This is a genomic window from Pseudomonadota bacterium, assembly GCA_037200975.1.
Classification (GTDB): Bacteria; Pseudomonadota; Gammaproteobacteria; order Steroidobacterales; family Steroidobacteraceae; genus CADEED01.
Window position 1 is genome coordinate 3089858 of sequence record JBBCGI010000001.1, and the last position, 17528, is coordinate 3107385.

Annotated in this window: 17 protein-coding genes and 1 pseudogene; 7 read left to right on the top strand and 11 right to left on the bottom strand. The window is 65.6% G+C overall.

Annotation, left to right across the window (positions count from 1 at the left end):
• Nucleotides 1–5 precede the first annotated feature (5 nt).
• From ruvX to gshB, 4 genes are read right to left on the bottom strand one after another with little or no spacing between them, the layout of a single operon-like run.
• Nucleotides 6–440 (bottom strand): Holliday junction resolvase RuvX, encoded by a 435-nt coding sequence (gene ruvX, locus WDO72_13960; protein MEJ0086787.1) that lies wholly within the window; start codon nt 438–440, stop codon nt 6–8.
• A complete protein-coding gene (locus tag WDO72_13965) occupies nt 433–999 on the bottom strand; it encodes a YqgE/AlgH family protein (GenBank protein MEJ0086788.1) in 567 nt (188 codons plus the stop codon). Before WDO72_13965 ends, ruvX begins: the two co-directional genes overlap by 8 nt.
• 12 nt (nt 1000–1011) lie before the next feature.
• Nucleotides 1012–1926: a TonB family protein gene (locus WDO72_13970; GenBank protein ID MEJ0086789.1), complete on the bottom strand. Its 915-nt coding sequence runs from the start codon at nt 1924–1926 to the stop codon at nt 1012–1014.
• A gap of 1 nt (nt 1927) precedes the next feature.
• Nucleotides 1928–2896 carry a glutathione synthase gene (gene gshB, locus WDO72_13975; GenBank protein MEJ0086790.1) on the bottom strand — a complete coding sequence of 323 codons (969 nt, stop codon included), beginning with the start codon at nt 2894–2896 and terminating at the stop codon, nt 1928–1930.
• A 156-nt stretch (nt 2897–3052) separates the two neighbouring features.
• On the opposite strand from gshB, the gene pilG reads away from it, so the two are divergent.
• The 6 genes and pseudogenes from pilG to WDO72_14005 all read left to right on the top strand — a co-directional run bounded on the left by pilG (nt 3053) and on the right by WDO72_14005 (nt 12040).
• Nucleotides 3053–3448, top strand: a complete 396-nt coding sequence (gene pilG, locus WDO72_13980; protein MEJ0086791.1) for a twitching motility response regulator PilG — start codon at nt 3053–3055, stop codon at nt 3446–3448.
• Nucleotides 3449–3450: 2 nt separating this feature from the next.
• Nucleotides 3451–3816, top strand: coding sequence for a response regulator (locus WDO72_13985; protein MEJ0086792.1), 366 nt, complete (start codon nt 3451–3453; stop codon nt 3814–3816).
• Nucleotides 3817–3825: 9 nt separating this feature from the next.
• A complete protein-coding gene (locus WDO72_13990; GenBank protein MEJ0086793.1) occupies nt 3826–4389 on the top strand; it encodes a chemotaxis protein CheW in 564 nt (187 codons plus the stop codon).
• A 248-nt stretch (nt 4390–4637) separates the two neighbouring features.
• A pseudogene (locus WDO72_13995) lies at nt 4638–5642 on the top strand (methyl-accepting chemotaxis protein).
• Between the two features lie 147 nt (nt 5643–5789).
• Nucleotides 5790–11555 (top strand): Hpt domain-containing protein, encoded by a 5766-nt coding sequence (locus WDO72_14000; GenBank protein ID MEJ0086794.1) that lies wholly within the window; start codon nt 5790–5792, stop codon nt 11553–11555.
• An 8-nt stretch (nt 11556–11563) separates the two neighbouring features.
• Complete coding sequence (locus WDO72_14005; protein ID MEJ0086795.1) at nt 11564–12040, top strand: chemotaxis protein CheW; 477 nt, start codon at nt 11564–11566, stop codon at nt 12038–12040.
• Nucleotides 12041–12146: 106 nt separating this feature from the next.
• Here WDO72_14005 and WDO72_14010 read toward each other — a convergent pair whose 3' ends face one another.
• From WDO72_14010 to WDO72_14035, 6 genes are read right to left on the bottom strand one after another with little or no spacing between them, the layout of a single operon-like run.
• The gene (locus WDO72_14010) at nt 12147–12563 is read right to left on the bottom strand and encodes a DUF3037 domain-containing protein (protein ID MEJ0086796.1); all 417 of its coding nucleotides are present in this window, start codon (nt 12561–12563) and stop codon (nt 12147–12149) included.
• On the bottom strand, nt 12541–13323 hold the full coding sequence (locus WDO72_14015; protein ID MEJ0086797.1) for a HipA family kinase: 783 nt from the start codon (nt 13321–13323) through the stop codon (nt 12541–12543). The genes WDO72_14010 and WDO72_14015 overlap by 23 nt, the downstream gene beginning before the upstream one ends.
• A gap of 28 nt (nt 13324–13351) precedes the next feature.
• Nucleotides 13352–13693, bottom strand: a complete 342-nt coding sequence (locus tag WDO72_14020) for a hypothetical protein (GenBank protein ID MEJ0086798.1) — start codon at nt 13691–13693, stop codon at nt 13352–13354.
• Between the two features lie 26 nt (nt 13694–13719).
• Complete coding sequence (locus tag WDO72_14025; protein MEJ0086799.1) at nt 13720–14154, bottom strand: EamA family transporter; 435 nt, start codon at nt 14152–14154, stop codon at nt 13720–13722.
• Entirely contained in the window at nt 14151–14891 is a 741-nt protein-coding gene (locus WDO72_14030; protein ID MEJ0086800.1) for a 16S rRNA (uracil(1498)-N(3))-methyltransferase, read from the bottom strand. Before WDO72_14030 ends, WDO72_14025 begins: the two co-directional genes overlap by 4 nt.
• Nucleotides 14882–16237, bottom strand: coding sequence for an adenosylmethionine--8-amino-7-oxononanoate transaminase (locus WDO72_14035; protein ID MEJ0086801.1), 1356 nt, complete (start codon nt 16235–16237; stop codon nt 14882–14884). The genes WDO72_14030 and WDO72_14035 overlap by 10 nt, the downstream gene beginning before the upstream one ends.
• A gap of 69 nt (nt 16238–16306) precedes the next feature.
• On the opposite strand from WDO72_14035, the gene ampD reads away from it, so the two are divergent.
• Nucleotides 16307–16843, top strand: coding sequence for a 1,6-anhydro-N-acetylmuramyl-L-alanine amidase AmpD (gene ampD, locus WDO72_14040; GenBank protein MEJ0086802.1), 537 nt, complete (start codon nt 16307–16309; stop codon nt 16841–16843).
• 124 nt (nt 16844–16967) lie between these two features.
• Here ampD and WDO72_14045 read toward each other — a convergent pair whose 3' ends face one another.
• Entirely contained in the window at nt 16968–17522 is a 555-nt protein-coding gene (locus tag WDO72_14045; protein MEJ0086803.1) for a cob(I)yrinic acid a,c-diamide adenosyltransferase, read from the bottom strand.
• Between the last annotated feature and the right edge of the window lie 6 nt (nt 17523–17528).

Consider the following 17528-nt stretch of genomic DNA (forward strand, 5'->3'; position numbering starts at 1 on the left):
CTTTGTCAGTGTGTTTCGAACCATCGTTCCAGGATCACCGCGGCCGCGGCCGCGTCTACGTCCTCGCGTGTCACCCGCCGCTTGCGTTCGCCGCTCGCGCGCATGACGCGCAGGCGCTCTTCGGCGTCCTGCGAGGAGTGGCGTTCATCGACCAGGTCGATGGGCAGTCCGCTGCGTTGGCCCAGATCGGCGGCGAATCGGCGCGCGGTCTCGGTGAGGGGGCTCGCGGAGCCGTCGGCATTATAGGGCTCGCCCACGGCGATTCGCGCCGGGCGTGTGTCCGCCAGCAGGCGGTCGATGGCTTTCCAGTCGGGGCCCTGCGGGCCGTTGGACACCGTGATGCGGGGGTGCGCGGAGCGTGTCAGCGTGTCGCCGCTCGCGATGCCAATACGTTTGAGTCCGAAGTCGAGTGCAACGATCAGTTGCGCCCGATCAGGCATGACCGGAGAACGAAGTGAGCTGCGCGGGTTCGACGCCGAGCAACCGCAGCGTTGCTAGCCAGCGCTCCTCGTAGGGCAGATCGAAGATCACGCTTTCATCGGCCGGCACCGACAACCAGGAGTTGTCGAGCATTTCCTTCTCGAGCTGGCCGGCTTCCCAGCCCGCGTAGCCGAGCGCGATGAATGCCTTGTCCGGTCCGGCACCCGAGGCCATGGCCGCGAGCACGTCGCGCGACGTGGTGACCTGGATCTGGTCGGAGATCTTGTGCGTGCTGTCCCACTCGCCACCCGGACGATGCAGCACGAAGCCGCGATCCTGGTGCACCGGCCCGCCGCGCAGGACGGGCAGATCGGCGGCTTTCTTGTCGGTGGGTTCGATCTTCATCTGCTCGAACACTTCGCTGAGCGTCATCGACAGCGGACGGTTGAGCACGATGCCGAGTGCCCCTTTCTCGCCGTGTTCGCAGATCAGTGAGACGGTCTGCGAAAAATTCGGGTCGGAGAGCTGGGGCATGGCGATCAGCAGATGATTCGAAAGACTGGTGACGCCGCCGGCCATATGGAAAGGAGTCTACTGTGAATTGGCGGGTGCGGTCACGGTTCCGCGGCTGACTTTCTTGCCGTCGAATTCCCATCCGTAGGTGAAACGCAACAGCCGGTATTTGCCGGCGAGTTCTTTCGGGAAAGGATCGAACGGACTCGCGAGCTTCAATATGTCCGTCGCCGCCTGGTCGAGTTTCGCCGAGCCGCTGGAGCGGCGAATGGTGGCGGAGTCGAGCGTGCCGTCGGCCAGGATCACGACTTCCACGTCGGGATTGCGGGTTCCCGGTGCACGCCAGGCGGCCTGCGGGAAGTTCATCGTGCCCAGGCGTTCTATCTTGAGACGCCAGGCCACGAGGTACGGCGCGACCAGCGCCTCGCGAGTGTCAGGCGTCACCCACAATTCGTCGCGCGGCGGGCCGCGGACCTTCTGATCTTCAGCGTCATCCACACCGAGCTTGTCGCGTTCGCTGTTGCCAGTGGTTTCAACCGGAACTTCCGTCGCCTCCACCAGGCTGGCGGGCGGCGCGAAGTAGAGGATCTCGGGCTGCGGCGCGGTGGTAGTTAGCGCCCGGTTGTCGGCGACGGCGAGCAGCGCGCCGGCGTCTTCCGCGAGGGTCGTGCCATCCGCGCGCCCATTGCGGGCTTCGTATTCGGCGGCGGCGCGCGGCGGGCGCGCCTCGGCCGGATCGATGCTGTTGCCGGAACCGAGCTGCGTGCGCTGGGCGAGGTAGGTGGCGGTGGTGTTGGTCTGGGCTTCGGGCACGTCGTTGGAGACGATCAGGACTTCCAGTCCCGGGGCGCCCGCAGACTCGTGCTTCACCGAGCCGAAAGTGACGCCGACGATGATGACCCCGTGCACCAGCGCCGCCATGAAGACGGTGGTGGTGAGGCGGTCGCGCGTGGGCGCGATCCCTTCGCGCAATGGCAGCGCGCGGGCCGACATCTCAGGGCTGCTTGGCGCCTATGCGGCGCTGAAGGGCGGCAATTACCATATCGCCGATATTGAGCCCGAACTGGCCGTCGAGTTCACGAATTCCCGTCGGACTCGTGACGTTGATCTCGGTCACGAAGCCGCCGATCACGTCGATGCCCACGAACACCATTCCCAGTTCGGCGAGCTTGGGGCCAATTTCAGTCGCTAACCACCGGTCGCGTTCGTTCAATTCGCGCCCGACACCCTTGGCGCCGGCGGCCAGGTTGCCGCGATTGTCGTTCGCGGCAGGAATACGGGCCAGCGCGTAGGGGACCGGCTGACCGTCGATCAGCAACACGCGCGAGTCACCGGTGGAGGAGATATCCGGCACGTAGCGCTGCGCGATGGCGAAGCGCTGTCCGTAGTCGGTCAACGTTTCAATGATCACCGGCAGGTTCTTGTCGCCTTTCTCGGTCACGAAGATCGATTTGCCGCCCATGCCGTCGAGCGGTTTGACCACGATCTTGCCGTGCTCGGCCGCGAATGCGGTGATGTCGGCGGCCGAGCGGGTAATGAGCGTGGGCGCGCAGCACTGCGGAAACCACGCGGTATAGACCTTCTCGTTCATGTCGCGCAGGCCCTGAGGCCGGTTCGCGACGAACGCGCCCTGCAGTTCGGCGCGCTCGAGGATGTAAGTGGTGTAGATGTATTCGGCGTCGAACGGCGGATCCTTGCGCATGAACACGCAGTCGAACTCGCCTAGTTTCATCACGCTCGGCGCGCCGAGCTCGAACCAGTGCGCCGGATCGTTGAACACCTGCAGCGGCCGCCCGCGCCCGAGGGCGAGACCATCGCGCAGGAAGAGGTCCGACTGCTCGAAATACGTGAGCTTCCAGCCACGGGCCGCCGCCGCAAGCAACATTGCAAGTGTGGAGTCCTTCGCAAATTTGACCTTCGCGATCGGGTCCATCACGACGGCAAGACTAGGTGTTTTCTGCATCGACAACTCCGACCTCAAAAACGTGACGTGACCGGCATAGCCGGGGGTATTCCTATATGTTAAAACGCCCCACAGCTTGCCAAGCAGGGCCACTTATTAATAGCGGCGCCACGCTGATTTCCGTCGCTTTTTTTGTTTGTTTCAGGAGAGGTTTAGGTGAACGACACCAGCTCCCACCTCAAGGGTCTGAAGGTCCTCGTCATTGACGACAGCAAGACCATCCGCAAGACCGCCGAGACTCTGCTCGCCAAGGAAGGCTGCGAGGTCTACACGGCGGTGGATGGTTTCGATGCGCTCGCGAAGGTCGCGGACTACACCCCCGACATCGTGTTCGTCGACATCATGATGCCGCGGCTCGACGGTTATCAGACGTGCTCGCTCATCAAGCACAACAAAGTCTTCAAATCGATTCCGGTGATCATGCTGTCTTCGAAAGACGGCCTGTTCGACCGTGCGCGGGGGCGCATCGTCGGATCGGAGTACTACCTCACCAAGCCATTCACGAAGGACGAACTGCTCTCTGCCATCGAGACGCACGTCGCTGCGAGGTGAGTATGGCTCTCATTTTGATCGTGGATGATTCCCCGACCGAAGTGCACGTCATGAAGAAGGCGTTGGAGAAGTCTGGCTACCAGACTGCCACCGCCGCGGACGGCGCCGAGGGCGTGCGCATGGCGCGCGAGATGACTCCCGATCTCATCTTCATGGACGTCGTGATGCCGGGCATCAACGGCTACCAGGCCACGCGCACGCTGGCGAACGATCCGAAGACCAAAACCATCCCGATCATCATGGTCACGTCCAAGGGACAGGAGACCGACAAGATCTGGGGCCTGCGCCAGGGCGCGGTCGATTACATGGTCAAGCCCGTGTCGCCCGATCAGCTCGTGGCGAAGGCACAGGCAACTCTTGCCGCCTGACGTGTCGACATGACCGAAAACGTTTCGCTAAAACATTTACGCGACAAGCCATTCGAGCTGCTGGCCGAGCTCGAGCGTCGCGGCCGCGCGGTCACCGCCGCCGCCGCGTCGGAGAACCCCGGCGCGCGCGAGTGGGTCGGCGTCGCGTTCCGCATGGCCGGCGAGCTGTATCTCGCGGCGCGCGAAGAGACGCGCGAAGTGCTGGCCGTGCCGCCCGGGCTCACGCGGGTTCCGGGCGCCAAGCCCTGGGTCAAGGGCATCGCAAACGTGCGCGGGCAATTGCTGCCGATCCTCGATCTGCGCCAGTACCTCGGATCCGGCCTCACGCCGAACTCGCGCAACGTGCGCGTCATTGTCGTCAATCACCGGGAAGTGCCTGCGGGCCTCGTGGTAGATGAAGTGCTCGGCTTCCGCCGCTTTTCCGAATCCGAATTTTCTGGCGATGCGCCGCCTACGGTGGTGCGTTGCGAACGTTATCTGGCCGGCGCGTTCCGGCGCGGCCCCGAGCAATGGCCGGTGTTGAGCCTGCGTCAGCTGGTCGAGAGCCCGTCCTTCCAGGAGGCCGCGGCATGAGCAGCGAAGCCGCGGGCGGTTCCCGCACGCTCAAATCCCTCAGCAGCCTGATCACGGCCACGCTGGTATTGCTGGTGCTCAGCACCGCGTGCTGGGTCGCGGCCTGGCTGTTGAAGCTCGACCTTCTGTATGCCGTTGCCGGCGCGTTCACGTTGGCGACGGCCGTGCCGCCATTCCTGGTGTTCGGCCGCATCAAAGTGGTCGAGAGCGATTTCGCGCATCGCGAAGCCTTGTCGCTCGCGCAGCGCAAGGAAACCGAGCGCAACCAGCAGGCCATCCTGCGCCTGCTCGACGAACTGGCGCCGCTGGCGGATGGCGATCTGACCGTCCAGGCCACGGTGACGGAAGACATCACCGGCACGATCGCGGACTCGATCAACTACGCCATCGGCGTGTTGCGCGACCTCGTGGCCACCATCAATCAATCGGCCATCCAGCTGGACGGCGCCACGCGGCAGACGCAGGCCTTGTCCGCGCACCTGGCCAAGGCATCGACCGCGCAGTCGAAGCAGATCGTTGGCGCCACCGAATCCGCCAGCAACATGGCGAGCAGCACGGAGGCCATCTCGGGCAACTCCGAGCGCGCCTCGGACGTCGCGCGCCACTCGGTCGATGTCGCGCACAAGGGCGGCGATGCGGTGCGCCGCACGATCGATGGCATGAACGCCATCCGCGAAACCATTCAGGAAACCAGCAAACGCATCAAGCGGCTGGGCGAGAGCTCGCAGGAAATCGGCAACATCGTCGAGCTCATCAACGACATCGCCGAGCAGACGAATATTCTGGCGTTGAACGCCTCCATCCAGGCCTCGATGGCGGGTGATGCGGGCCGCGGCTTCGCGGTGGTCGCCGACGAAGTGCAGCGCCTGGCGGAACGCGCCGCCGCGGCGACGCGGCAGATCGAAACGCTGGTGCGCGCCATTCAGGCGGACACGAATGAAGCCGTGGTTTCGATGGAACGCAGCACCACCGACGTGGTCGGCGGAGCGTTGCTGGCCGAAAACGCCGGCGCGGCGCTCGAGGAGATCGAGCAGGTCTCGAACCAGATCGCGAGCCTCGTGCAGAACATCTTCTCTAGCTCGCGTCAGCAGGTGAGCGAGGCGCAGAAGATTGCGCGCAACATGCAGGTCCTCAAGGAAATCTCGACGCAGACCGCCGAGTCGACCACCGCGACCTCGCAAAGCATTTCGAAACTCGCGCAACTGTCGGCCGCGATGCGACAGTCCGCATCCGGCTTCCGGTTGCCCGGCGCGCCCGTACCGCGCCAGGTGGCGGCCGCGGGCGCCGCGATTGCAGCCGCCGCGGCGGCGACGACCGGTATCAGTCCGCAGCCTTCGAACTCCACCGCGCGGACGCGAACGGTATCGCTTGCCTCGTAACACGGACAGTTAGCTCACTGAATGCCTGAAGTAGCCCTACAGACGCTGGATCTCGTCGGCCGCGAGCTGAACAACACGCTTGCCGAAGCGCGCACCGCGCTCGAGACCTATGTAGAACAGCCTGAAAACGTCGTGCTGCTGCAGCGCTGCGTGTCCGACCTGCACCAGGTCCAGGGCGTGCTGCGCTTGCTGGAAATATTCGGCGCCGCGCTGCTCGCCGAGGAAATGGAGCAGGTCACCCACTATCTGCTCACGCCCGCCTCGCAGAAGAACCAGGCGGAGACGCTCGACGCGCTGATGCGCGCCATGGTGCAGCTGCCGAGTTACGTCGAACGCGTGCTGGCCGGAGGCCGGGATCTGGCCCTGGTGCTGCTGCCGCTGCTCAACGATCTGCGTGCCGTGCGCGGCAGCCCGCTGCTGTCCGAAGGCACGCTGCTGCTGCTCAATCTCAAATCCGATCAACAGGCCGCGCCGATCCAGCCCGCCGCCGGCGAGCCCGCGCTCACGGTCGCGCAATGGGCGCGCCGGCTGCGCACGCGTTTCCAGCTCGGCCTCGTCGGCTGGATTCGCGGCGAACGCACCGAGCAGAATCTCGAAATCCTCGAAACCGTCGCGCACCAGCTCGAACAGGTGGCCACGCGCCAGTCCGTGTTCCAGCTCTGGTGGGTGGTCGGCGCCGTCATCGAAGCGCTGCGCGACGGCGGCCTCGAAACCGGCGTGTCGGTCAAACGCCTGTTGGGCCTGGCGGACCGGGAAATCCTGCAGCTGTACACGCAGGGTGAGGGCCGCTACTCGCAGAATCCGCCGGTCGAATTGCTCAACAACCTGCTTTATTACATCGCCCGTGCCAACAGCAGCGGCCCCAAGATCACGGCCGTGCGCGCCTCGTTCCGCTTGAACGAGCTGCTCAACGTCGACGATTCGGTGGAGCAGGAACGCGAAAACCTGTCGGCGCCCTCGGTGAAGCTCATGCGCACCGTGTCGGCGGCGATCCGCGAGGACCTGGGCAAGGTCAAGGACGTGCTGGACATCTTCGTCCGGCGCGGCGGCCAGCCTGCCGAGCTCGAACCGCAGGTCGGCATGCTGCGCAAGATCGGCGACACGCTGGGCGTGCTGGGCTTGGGCGAACTGCGCCAGCTCGTGCTCGAGGAGACCAGCCGGCTCGAGGCGATGGCCGCCGGCAAGACGCCGGCCGATCACGCGGCGCTGGTACACATCGCCGCCACGCTCATCAACGTCGAAGATCGCCTCGACCGCGATCTGATCGGCCTCATCGTGCCGAAGACCGCCGCGCCCGCCGCGGACGCGGAACTGGTCGACGCGGACTTCCAGCAGGTGCAATCGGCGGTGCTGCGCGAGTGCAGCGTCAACCTGGTACGCGTGAAGGAAGCGATCGCCTCGAATGTCGCGGGCACCCTCGACGTGGGCGCGCTCGACGCCTGGCCGGGTCTCATCGCCGGCATGAAGGCGGGCCTGCTCATGCTGGGCAAGACGCGCGCCGTGGAAATCGTCGACGGCATCGCAAGACATCTCAAGGAGCTGCTGCAGCCCGGCGGCACGGCCGTTCCGCCTAACTACCTCGACCGCCTGGCGGACGCGGTGGTCAGCCTCGAGTACTACATGGAGACGCTGCAGGCCGGCCGCGCGGATCCCTGGTACATGCTCGACAACGCGCAGACCTGTTTGTCTGCGCTCACCCAGATGCCCAAGCGCGTGGTGCCGACCGTGCCGCCGCTCGGTCCCGAGGCCTATGCGGCCACGGTGTTGCTCGCCGATGCCGGCGCCACGGCACGTGCCCACGCGCTGCAGGCTGGCGTGGTCCCGCCCGGCGCGCATGGCGCGCCCACATTGCATCAGTCGGCGCAGCAGCGCGTCGGCGGGTCGAAGCCGATCCACATCGATCCCGAACTGCTCACTCTATATATAGAGGAGGCCCGGGAAGAGGTCGCCCGCATTGGCAAGCTGTTCCCCGCCTGGGAGCAGAACCCGCTCGAAACGGATGCGCTGGCCGGCGTGCGCCGCGCGTTCCACACGCTCAAGGGCTCTGGCCGCATGGTCGGCGCCACCGACATTGCCGAGTTCGCCTGGGCCATCGAAAACCTGCTCAACAAGGTGATCGAAAACACCCTGCAGCGTTCGCCCGCCATCCTTGCAACCGTGCGAGATGCTGCGGCCCTGGCCGGCGAATTGGTCAACGCGCTCGAAGCGAACCAGGCCGCCCCTGCCAAAGCGCAGGACATCATCGATCGCGCGCATGCATTGGCCGCCAACAAGGGCCCGTCCGGTGCGCAGACCGCGACCATGGAGATTCTCGAACGCACGATGGACACGCGCCGCGATGACGTCATTGACGCCACCAATCGCGTTCCCACGCTGCAGCCTCCTGCCGCCGCCGCTTCCTCACCCGATGCCTTTCCCGAGCTGACGCCTGCCGAAGGCGCGATGCCCGAGGGCAATGTGGAAGTCATTGAGGACTGGGCGTTCAATGATCCGGAAAATCAGGGCGGCGAGGAAATCGTTCTGTCCGGCCCCGACGAAGAACCCAGCGCCGACCTGCAACTGCGCGAGATCTACAGCCGCGAGACGCAGGTGAATATCGCCGCCGTTCTGCGCTACGTCGAGATCGAACGCACACGGGCTGCGCCGCATGGCGTGAGCGAAGAGGCCTATCGTGCCTGCCACACGTTGTCGGGCAGCTCGCGTATGGCCGAGGCGCGCCATGGCATCCGTCTCACCGCGCCACTCGAACATTGGGTGCGCAAATCCTTCGACAGCGGCATCGGTCTCGAAACCGGCGATCTCGATTTGCTGGCCGACTGCATGAATGCCATGCAGTCCGTCGCCTCACACCTCGACGAATCGACTGGATTCTTCCAGTCGCATGGCGCGTTGCTCGCACGAATCGAACAGGCCACCGATGAACTCGAGCAGCGCATCGTCGCTGCCGCGCGCGCCGCGGAACTCGCGGCGGAACCGCAGCCGCCCGCGCCGGCTGCCTCGGTTCCTGTCGCGCCGGCGGTCGCGGCGCCTCCCGTTTCCTTTCCGTCCGCCGCGCCCACGTTAGCGGCGGAGGTACCCGCGCCCGTCGCCGACGTGGTCGAAGACGTGGTCACGGATTTCGATCAGGAAATCGCCAGCATCTTCACGGACGAGGCCGTCGAGCTCATCGACGCCTCGCAGGGCGCGCTCGCGGAGTGGAACGAGAACCGCAGCAGCGTCGATGGACTCGATGCCCTGAAGCGCCCCTTGCATACGCTGAAGGGTGGCGCGCGCATGGCGGGTCTGATGCCGATGGGCGACCTGAGCCATGAGTTGGAAACGCTCTTCATGCAGATCGACAGCGGGGTGATCCCGGCTGACGATCGTGCCTTTGGACTCGCGCAGACGGCGCTCGACGAACTGGCGCGTATGCGCGAATCCGTCAGCACCGGCAAAGGGGTGACCACTGCGCGTGGCCTGATCGCAAAGATCCAGGCGTTGGCGCATCCGGGCAGTGCCGCTGCCGCGCCCGTCGCGCCAGCGCCCGTTGCCGCCGCGCCAGTACCGGCTCCTGTGGCTATCGCCTCGCCGCCGCCTCCCGAACCCGTCGCCATGGCGCCCGCGCCCGAACCCCTTCCGTTCTCACCGCCGCCGAAAGCCGCGCCGCCGTCCATTCCGACGTTGTCCGCAGTGCCGACGCCGATGCCCATGTCACCGCCGCCGCCGCGCGACGAGGCCATTGCCGAACCGCCGGTGCTCGCGCCGGTGTGGGCGCCGCCGCCTGCGCCCGTCGAAGCGACCGTTCAAACACCACGAGCCGCAGTCGAGCCGCCGTCTGTCGTGATGCGTGCCGCGTCGAAAGATCCCGTGTCCGCGGGCTTCGCCAGGGAATCGAAGGACGGCGATGCCGCCGACGGTCCGCTGCTGCCGCCGGGCGCCGTGCCCCCGGGACGTGAACCGGCCGCCCCCGCCGATCGTCCCGAACTCGCGCGCGTCGACGCGGAGTTGCTGGATCAGCTGCTCAACAATTCCGGCGAAGCGAGCATCGCGCGCGCCCGCCTCGAACAGCAGATCGGCTCGATCGACTTCAACGTCGGCGAGCTGTCGCGCACCGTCACGCGCCTGAAGGAACAGCTGCGCAAGCTCGAGCTCGAAACCGAAGCGCAGATCCTGCATCGTTATGAAGAAGAGGGCGGGCAGCGCGGCGAATTCGATCCGCTCGAGCTCGATCGTTACTCGTCGATCCAGCAGTTCTCGCGCGGGCTGGCCGAAACCGCCAACGACGTCGGCAGCATTCAGCAGCTGCTCGAGAACCTGACGAAAGACACGCAGAACCTTCTGACCCAGCAGGCGCGCACCATCACCGAATTGCAGAACGGCCTCATGCGTACGCGCATGGTGCCGTTCCAGCGCCACGTGCAGCGTCTCGCGCGCATCGTGCGCCAGGCGGCGACGGATACGAACAAGAAGGCCGAGCTCGCGATCGAGGGTGCCTCCGGCGAACTGGATAGGCAGGTGCTCGAGCGCATGATGCCGCCGTTCGAACACATGCTGCGCAACGCGGTGGCGCACGGCATCGAGAAGCCCGACGATCGCAAGAAAGCCGGCAAGGACGAGAGCGGCACGATCACGATCGCGCTGCATCGCGAAGGCTCGGAAGTCGTCGTGGAAGTGTCCGATGACGGCGCCGGCATGAATCTGAAAGCGATCCGCGACAAAGGCATCTCGCTCGGGATGGTGCGGGCGGATCAGCAGCTCTCCGACGAAGACATCATGCAGCTGGTGCTCGAGCCCGGTTTTTCGACGGCCGGTGTGGTCAGCACGTTGTCCGGACGCGGCGTCGGCATGGACGTGGTCGCGAGCGAGATCAAGAAGCTCGGCGGCGCGCTGCACATGGAGACGAAGCTCGGCGAGGGTTCGCGCTTCATCATCCGGCTGCCGCTGACGCTGGCGATTTCCCACGCGCTGATCCTGCGCGCCAACGATGAGTTGTATGCGCTGCCACTGCCCACCGTCGAAGGGGTGGTGCGGTTGTCGCGCTCGGAAGTGGAAGCGCACCTGGGCGCCGAGGCGCTGCCGTTCGAATACGGCGGGCAGAAGTACAAATTCCAGCACCTGGCGTTCTACGTCGGGCGTGAGCCGGGTCCGTTGCCGGATGGCGATGTGACCGTGCCCGTCATCCTGGTGCGCGCCGGCGAACACTCCACGGGGCTCGTTACCGACGAGCTGGTTGGCAGTCGCGAGATCGTGGTGAAGAGCGTCGGCCCGCAGATCGCGGCGATCCGCGGCATTTCCGGCGCCACGATTCTGGGCGACGGCCGCATCGTCATCATTCTCGACATCGGCGCGCTGGTGCGCACCGATTTCCGCGCGCGCACGGAACCGGTGATGCCGCGCGAGAAGACCGACACCCGCTCGGTCGCGCTGGTCGTCGACGACTCGATCACCGTGCGGCGCGTGACGCAGCGCCTGCTCGAACGCAACGGCATGCGTGTGCTGACCGCGCGCGACGGCGTGGACGCGATGGAAATGCTTCAGGAGCACACCCCGGACATCATCCTGCTCGACATCGAGATGCCGCGTATGGACGGCTACGAAGTGGCGACGCAGGTACGCGCCGATCCGCGGCTGGCGGCGATCCCGATCATCATGATCACCTCGCGAGTCGGTGAGAAACACCGCGCGCGCGCCATCGAGATCGGCGTGGACGACTATCTCGGCAAGCCCTACCAGGAAGCGCAGCTGCTCGAGGCCATCGAACCGCTGATCGCGCGCCGGCGCGAACAGCACCTGCGCGAAGCTAACTAGAGGCCCGTATGGCTGAACGCATATCCGAGATCTACAGCCTGCTGATACCCCTGCTCGACGGGCGCCTCATCGTGCCGCGTTCGTGCGTGGCGGAGGTGGTGGGGTTCCAGACGCCCTCCGAAATGCCTGGCGCGCCGCCGTGGTACCTCGGCATGTTTGCCTGGGGCAGCCGGCAGATTCCGTTGATCTCTTTCGAAGGCACCTGTGGCCAGACCATTCCGCCGCTGACGGGCCGCACTCGCGTCGTGGTGTTGTTCGCGCTGGGTTCGCAGGTCGAGGGTGGCTACTACGGCATGGTGTCGCAGGGCTTCCCGCAGCTGGTGCGTGTCAGCGCCGATATCCTGCGTCCCGATCCGACCAAGACCTTTCCGGAACGCACGCCGATCATCTCTCAAGTGCGCATGATCAACGAAGCGCCATGGATTCCCGATCTCGAGCGCATCGAAGAGATGATCTCCGAGGAGACTTCCGTCCTCGTGGAATAGTGGTGCCGCGGGGAATTAGTGGTGCCGGGGTGCAATTCTCGTAATTGAGTCACCGCCGACTGCGCGCGATCGCTGGCTCAATTACGAGAATTGCACCCCGGCACCACTAATTCCCCGCGGCACCGCTTCTTCCCGGCACCACCCTGACCATCGCGTTCATCAGATGCTCCAGCATCGCCTCGAGGTCGGCGCACCTGCCGGTGTGCACGGCAGACGTCTGGATGATCGTGCTGCGCGGCGCCACCAGCCAGTCGAAACGCTCGCGCTTCGGTAGTTTGCCGATCGGCCCGGCGCCTTCACCGCCCGCACAGATGATGGAGATGCTCTCGAGGTGCCGGCGCACGGCGTCGATGTCGACCGACGGGTCGAGCATCCGCAGGCGCGCCTCATCCAGCTCGATGCGCGCTGCGAGGAACTCCTGCTCCTTGCACCAGGCGATGACGCCGGCGTTGACGAACTCCTGGCGTTCCACGCGTGGCACCACGCGGATCACCGCATAGTCATACGAGCGCTGCGCGTGCACGTTGTGCCTCCTCCAGAAAAACGCGCGGCGCCAGCAGCCGCTGTGTCAGATGTCGTACGTAAGCGGCACGCGCCGCGGCGGGCGTCGCAAACGCCCGGTCCGTGGCGAGCCATTCGTCAGGCACTAGCTCCACGACTTCGCGGATCAGGCCCGGCGTGATGGATGCGGACATCGCGGCGTCCGCTGCACCGAGCGCGCCGGCGTATTTCAGCAGCACGTGGTCCTTGATCGCCGGGAAAGGATTCGCCGACGAGTCGGAGCCCTCGCTCCAGCCGTGGTGAAAGTACAGCGCCGCGCCGTGATCGATCAACCACAGGCGCCGGTGCCACATCAACATGTTGGCGTTACGCGCCGTGCGGTCGACGTTGCTGACGTACGCGTCGAGCCAGACGATCGACGAGGCGAGCAGGGCGTCGGGTTTGTCGGCGATGGGATCGAAGGTGACCGATCCGGGTAGATAGTCGAAGGCGAGGTTGAGCCCGGCACTGGCGCGCATGAGCTGCTGGATCTCCGCGTCCGGCTCGGCCCGCGCCAGGTCCGCGTCGAGCTCGATGAAGACGATTTCCGGCATCGCGAGGCCGGCGGCGCGCGCGAGTTCGCCGACGATGATCTCCGCCACCAGCACCTTGGGCCCCTGGCCGGCGCCGCGGAACTTGAGCACGTACATGCCGGCGTCGTCCGCCTCGACGATCGCGGGCAGCGAACCGCCCTCACGCAGAGGGGTGACATAGCGGGTGGCGCTGACGGTGCGAAGTTTCATGCCGCGCCAATGCCGATCGTTTGCGCGCTCACTTGTCGTCCCAGTGAAAGCGATGCATGAGCCGGTGCAGCAGCGGCGTGAACAGCAAGGCCGCGCTGACGATGAACACCAGCCCCGCGTACAGCGCGAAGAACCCGGCGAACAGCTTGCCGGCGTCGGTCAACGGCGGATTCACCGGCCCCATGCCACCTAACAACATGGCGGTGTTGAGGAATCCGTCGAGCGGTGCCATGTGTTCGAACCGGAAATAACCCAGCATCCCGATGCCGATCGACACGACGATGAGGCCCGTGGCGATGGCCGTGTGGACCAACATGCGGCGCACGAACCGCGGGCGCGCGAGGGGCTTCTGTGTCCTGGTTTCGTACATGCTGCGCTCCCGATGACTCGCGGCCGTTACCGGCGCAATCCCAACACGAGAACCCCGGCGCTGACCAGCGCGATACCCGCCCAATCGCGCGGTGCCGGACGCTCGCCCAGAAAAGACACCGCGAAGATCGCCACCAGCAACAGGCTGGCTTTGTCGACGGATGCGACCAACGCCGCATCGCCCATCTGCAGCGCGCGGAAATAACACACCCAGGAGGCGCCGGTGGCCAGCGCGGACAGGAACAGGAAACCGAGCGTCTTGGGCGGCAGCGCGAGCGGGTTGCTCCACTTGCCGCTCACCAGCACGAGGATCGCCAGCAGGATCAGAATGACCGCGGTGCGAATCAGCGTCGCGAAATCGGAGTCGACTCCGGCCAGCCCCAGCTTCGCGAAGATGGTCGTGAGCGCCGCGAACACCGCCGACAACATTGCCCAAACGAACCATTGGGAAGTGACGCTCATGATGCGAAGTCTCCGGCAATGGCTTGCAGGACGGCGAGCGCGGCGAGGCCGGCGGTTTCCGTGCGCATGATTCGGGGACCGAGACGGCAGGCGACGAAGCCATTCGCGCGGGCGAATTCGCGCTCGTTTTCGGCGAGCCCGCCTTCCGGGCCGATCAGCAACACGATGGGCCGCTGGCTGTCGGTCACGGTTTTCGCGAGGGCCGCCTCCCCGTCCGCGGCCAGCAGACAACGCAACGCGTCGGCAGCCAGGCCGCCGAGAGAGTCTCCCAGCGGCAGCGGCGCACCGATCTCCGGCACGCGGTTGCGCCCGCATTGTTCGCAGGCGGAGTTTGCGACGGCCTGCCAGTGTTCGCGTTTGCGTTCGCGCTGGCTGGCGTCGACCTTGACGACGGATCGTTCGGCCAGGACCGGGAGAATACGCGTCACGCCGAGTTCGGTGGCTTTCTGCACGATGAGGTCCATGCGTTCACCGCGTGCGACACCCTGCAGCAACGTGATCTGCAATGGCGATTCGCGCTCGATGGCGTCATGCCGCGTCACGCGCGCCAGCACCTGCTTGCCGCCGCCCGGCAACAACGTGGCGGCGTATTCGCCGCCGGCGCCGTTGAACAAGGTGAGTGGAGCACCGGCCGCAAGCCGCAGCACTCGCGTGAGATGCGCGCCGGCCTGGGCGGGCAGTTCGGCCTGCGTGCCCACCGTCACCGGTCCCGGCACGAAGATGCGAGTCAGGCGCATGCCAGCTCCACGCCTTCGGTCGCGATCGCCGCCAGCAACTCGATTTCGTCGGCCGCGATCACGTAGGGCGGCATGAAGTAGATAGTCGTGCCGAGCGGGCGGATCAGCGCGCCGCGCGACAGGGCATGCCGATAGATGCGTAAACCCCGGCGTTCCTGCCAGGGATACGGTGTGCGCGTCTTCGGGTCTTTCATCAGTTCGATGGCGAGGATCATGCCGCGCTGGCGGATCTCGGCCACGTGGGGATGGCCGCGCAGGTGTTCGACGCTGCTCGACATGGCCAGCGCGGTCGCGCGATTGCGTTCGAGCACTGGTTCTTCGCGAAAAATCGCCAGCGTGGCGTTGGCGGCGGCGCAGGCCAGCGGATTCCCCGTGTAGCTGTGCGAATGCAGGAAGGCGTTGAGTTTGGTGTATTCGTCGTAGAACGCGTCGTACACCGTGTCGGTCGTGAGCACCACGGACAGCGGCAGATAGCCGCCGGTCAAGCCCTTCGACAGGCACAGGTAGTCGGGCCGTATACCCGCCTGCTCGCAGGCGAACATCGTGCCGGTGCGGCCGAATCCCACCGCGATCTCGTCGGCGATCAGGTGCACGCCATGTCTGTCGCAGGCCGCCCGCAGTAGTTTGAGATAGACGGGGTCGTACATGCGCATGCCGCCGGCGCATTGCACCAGCGGCTCGACGATGACGGCCGCGACGTCTTCATGATGCTGCGCCAGCGCGGTTTCCATGTGCTCGAACATGTGGCGCGCATGGTCGGCTTCGCTCACACCGGGCTCGCGCGCGAACGAATCGGGGGAGGGCACGGTGATCACGTCCATCAGCAGCGGACGGTAGATGGACTTGTAGAGATCGACGTTGCCGACCGCGAGCGCGCCCAGCGTCTCGCCGTGGTAGCTGTTGGCGAGCGTGATGAAGCGGGTCTTGCGTTCTTTTCCGCAATTGCGCCAGTAGTGAAAACTCATTTTCACGGCCACTTCGATCGCGGCCGAACCGTTGTCGGCGAAGAAGCAGCGATTGAGGCCGGGAGGCGCGAGGCGCAGCAGCTCCTCGGCGAGGGTGATCGCCGGCTCGTGGGTGAATCCCGCGAAGATGGCGTGTTCGAGCTTGTCTAACTGCCCGCGCACGGCGGCATTGATGCGCGGGTTGGCGTGGCCGAAAAGATTGACCCACCAGGAACTGATGCCGTCGATGTAGCGCCGGCCCGCGAAATCCTCGAGCCACACGCCCGAGCCCGCGCGCAGCGGGATCATCGGCACGGTCTCGTGATCTTTCATCTGCGTGCACGGATGCCACACGTGCGCGAGATCGCGTTCCATCCAGGATTTGTTGTCGTCGCTCGACATCGTGCGTGGGCCAGAAGCGGGCGGCTATTGTGGCATGGCGGTATGGCAAGATGGCCGCAAGGAGCCGCCATGCGTATCGATGTCGCCACCGGCCTGCTGGTCGGCGTAAAGCAAGTCTTGTCGCCGTTCTTCGATGAGCGGCCTGCCGGAGTGGCGGCGGATCTCATCGTGTTGCACGGGATCAGCCTGCCGCCGGGGGAGTTCGGCGGCCCGTGGGTCGCGCGGCTGTTCACCGGCAATCTGCCGGCCGATGCGCATCCGTCGTTCGTCGAACGGGCGTCGCTGCGGGTGTCGGCGCATCTGTTCATCCGACGCGACGGTGAGGTGGTGCAGTTCGTTTCGTTCAAGGATCGTTCCTGGCACGCCGGCAAATCGGTGTGGCAGGGGCGCGAGGCGTGCAACGACTACTCGATCGGCATCGAGTGCGAGGGGACGGACGACGTACCTTATGAGGCTGCGCAATACGCCACGTTGCGTACGCTGTTGCCGCTGTTGTTAGCGGCGTATCCCGCGGTCACGAAGGACCGGATCGTCGGCCATGCGGATGTCGCGCCGGGGCGCAAGACGGATCCGGGCGCGTCGTTCGACTGGTCGCGGGTGCGGTAAAGGGGACATGCCTATTTATGAAAAAGGGGACAGATCTATTTATTGACCGAACGGCCGTCTGCATACGAGCGCATTCGATCAATAAATAGATCTGTCCCCTTTTTCATAAATAGGCATGTCCCCTTTACCGGCCGCGGTCGTGGCGCCAGAGCACCTCTGAGCCATTCTCGTGTCGCGCCAGCACGCGCGCGATCACGAACAGCAGGTCCGACAAACGGTTGAGATACTGCGGTACTTCCGCGCGCACTTGCTCGGTCGCGGCGAGTGTCCACACGCATCGCTCTGCGCGCCGCACGATGCAGCGCGCGAGGTGGCAGGCCGCGGCGGCGGGCCCACCTCCCGGCAGGATGAAATCCTTGAGCGCGGGCAGCGGCTCATTGAAGCCATCCAGCACCTGCTCGAGCTGCGTGACCCGTTCCGCCTTGATCACGGCCGTGCCGGGAATACACAGCTCGCCGCCGAGATCGAACAGGTCATGCTGGATCTCGGTGAGACAGCGCGAGACGTCGGCCGGCAAGCCGGCCACCGCCAGCACCACGCCGATGGCGCTATTGGCCTCGTCGACCGTGCCGTAGGCCTCGACGCGCGCGTGATCCTTGCGGACACGGCTCCCGTCGCCCAAGCCCGTCGTGCCGTCATCGCCTGTGCGCGTATAGATCCTGCTCAGACGATTGCCCATGCGAAC

Bases quoted from the DNA above. Each gene is read 5' to 3' on its own strand.
- gshB (MEJ0086790.1), bottom strand. From the start codon at position 2,896: ATGCAGAAAACACCTAGTCTTGCCGTCGTGATGGACCCGATCGCGAAG.
- WDO72_14030 (MEJ0086800.1), bottom strand. From the start codon at position 14,891: ATGCGCCTGACTCGCATCTTCGTGCCGGGACCGGTGACGGTGGGCACG.
- WDO72_14000 (MEJ0086794.1), top strand. From the start codon at position 5,790: ATGCCTGAAGTAGCCCTACAGACGCTGGATCTCGTCGGCCGCGAGCTG.
- WDO72_14015 (MEJ0086797.1), bottom strand. From the start codon at position 13,323: ATGAAACTTCGCACCGTCAGCGCCACCCGCTATGTCACCCCTCTGCGT.
- WDO72_14020 (MEJ0086798.1), bottom strand. From the start codon at position 13,693: ATGTACGAAACCAGGACACAGAAGCCCCTCGCGCGCCCGCGGTTCGTG.
- WDO72_13965 (MEJ0086788.1), bottom strand. From the start codon at position 999: ATGGCCGGCGGCGTCACCAGTCTTTCGAATCATCTGCTGATCGCCATG.
- WDO72_13990 (MEJ0086793.1), top strand. From the start codon at position 3,826: ATGACCGAAAACGTTTCGCTAAAACATTTACGCGACAAGCCATTCGAG.
- WDO72_14005 (MEJ0086795.1), top strand. From the start codon at position 11,564: ATGGCTGAACGCATATCCGAGATCTACAGCCTGCTGATACCCCTGCTC.
- WDO72_13970 (MEJ0086789.1), bottom strand. From the start codon at position 1,926: ATGTCGGCCCGCGCGCTGCCATTGCGCGAAGGGATCGCGCCCACGCGC.
- WDO72_14035 (MEJ0086801.1), bottom strand. From the start codon at position 16,237: ATGTCGAGCGACGACAACAAATCCTGGATGGAACGCGATCTCGCGCAC.
- ampD (MEJ0086802.1), top strand. From the start codon at position 16,307: ATGCGTATCGATGTCGCCACCGGCCTGCTGGTCGGCGTAAAGCAAGTC.
- WDO72_14045 (MEJ0086803.1), bottom strand. From the start codon at position 17,522: ATGGGCAATCGTCTGAGCAGGATCTATACGCGCACAGGCGATGACGGC.
- WDO72_14025 (MEJ0086799.1), bottom strand. From the start codon at position 14,154: ATGAGCGTCACTTCCCAATGGTTCGTTTGGGCAATGTTGTCGGCGGTG.
- ruvX (MEJ0086787.1), bottom strand. From the start codon at position 440: ATGCCTGATCGGGCGCAACTGATCGTTGCACTCGACTTCGGACTCAAA.
- WDO72_13985 (MEJ0086792.1), top strand. From the start codon at position 3,451: ATGGCTCTCATTTTGATCGTGGATGATTCCCCGACCGAAGTGCACGTC.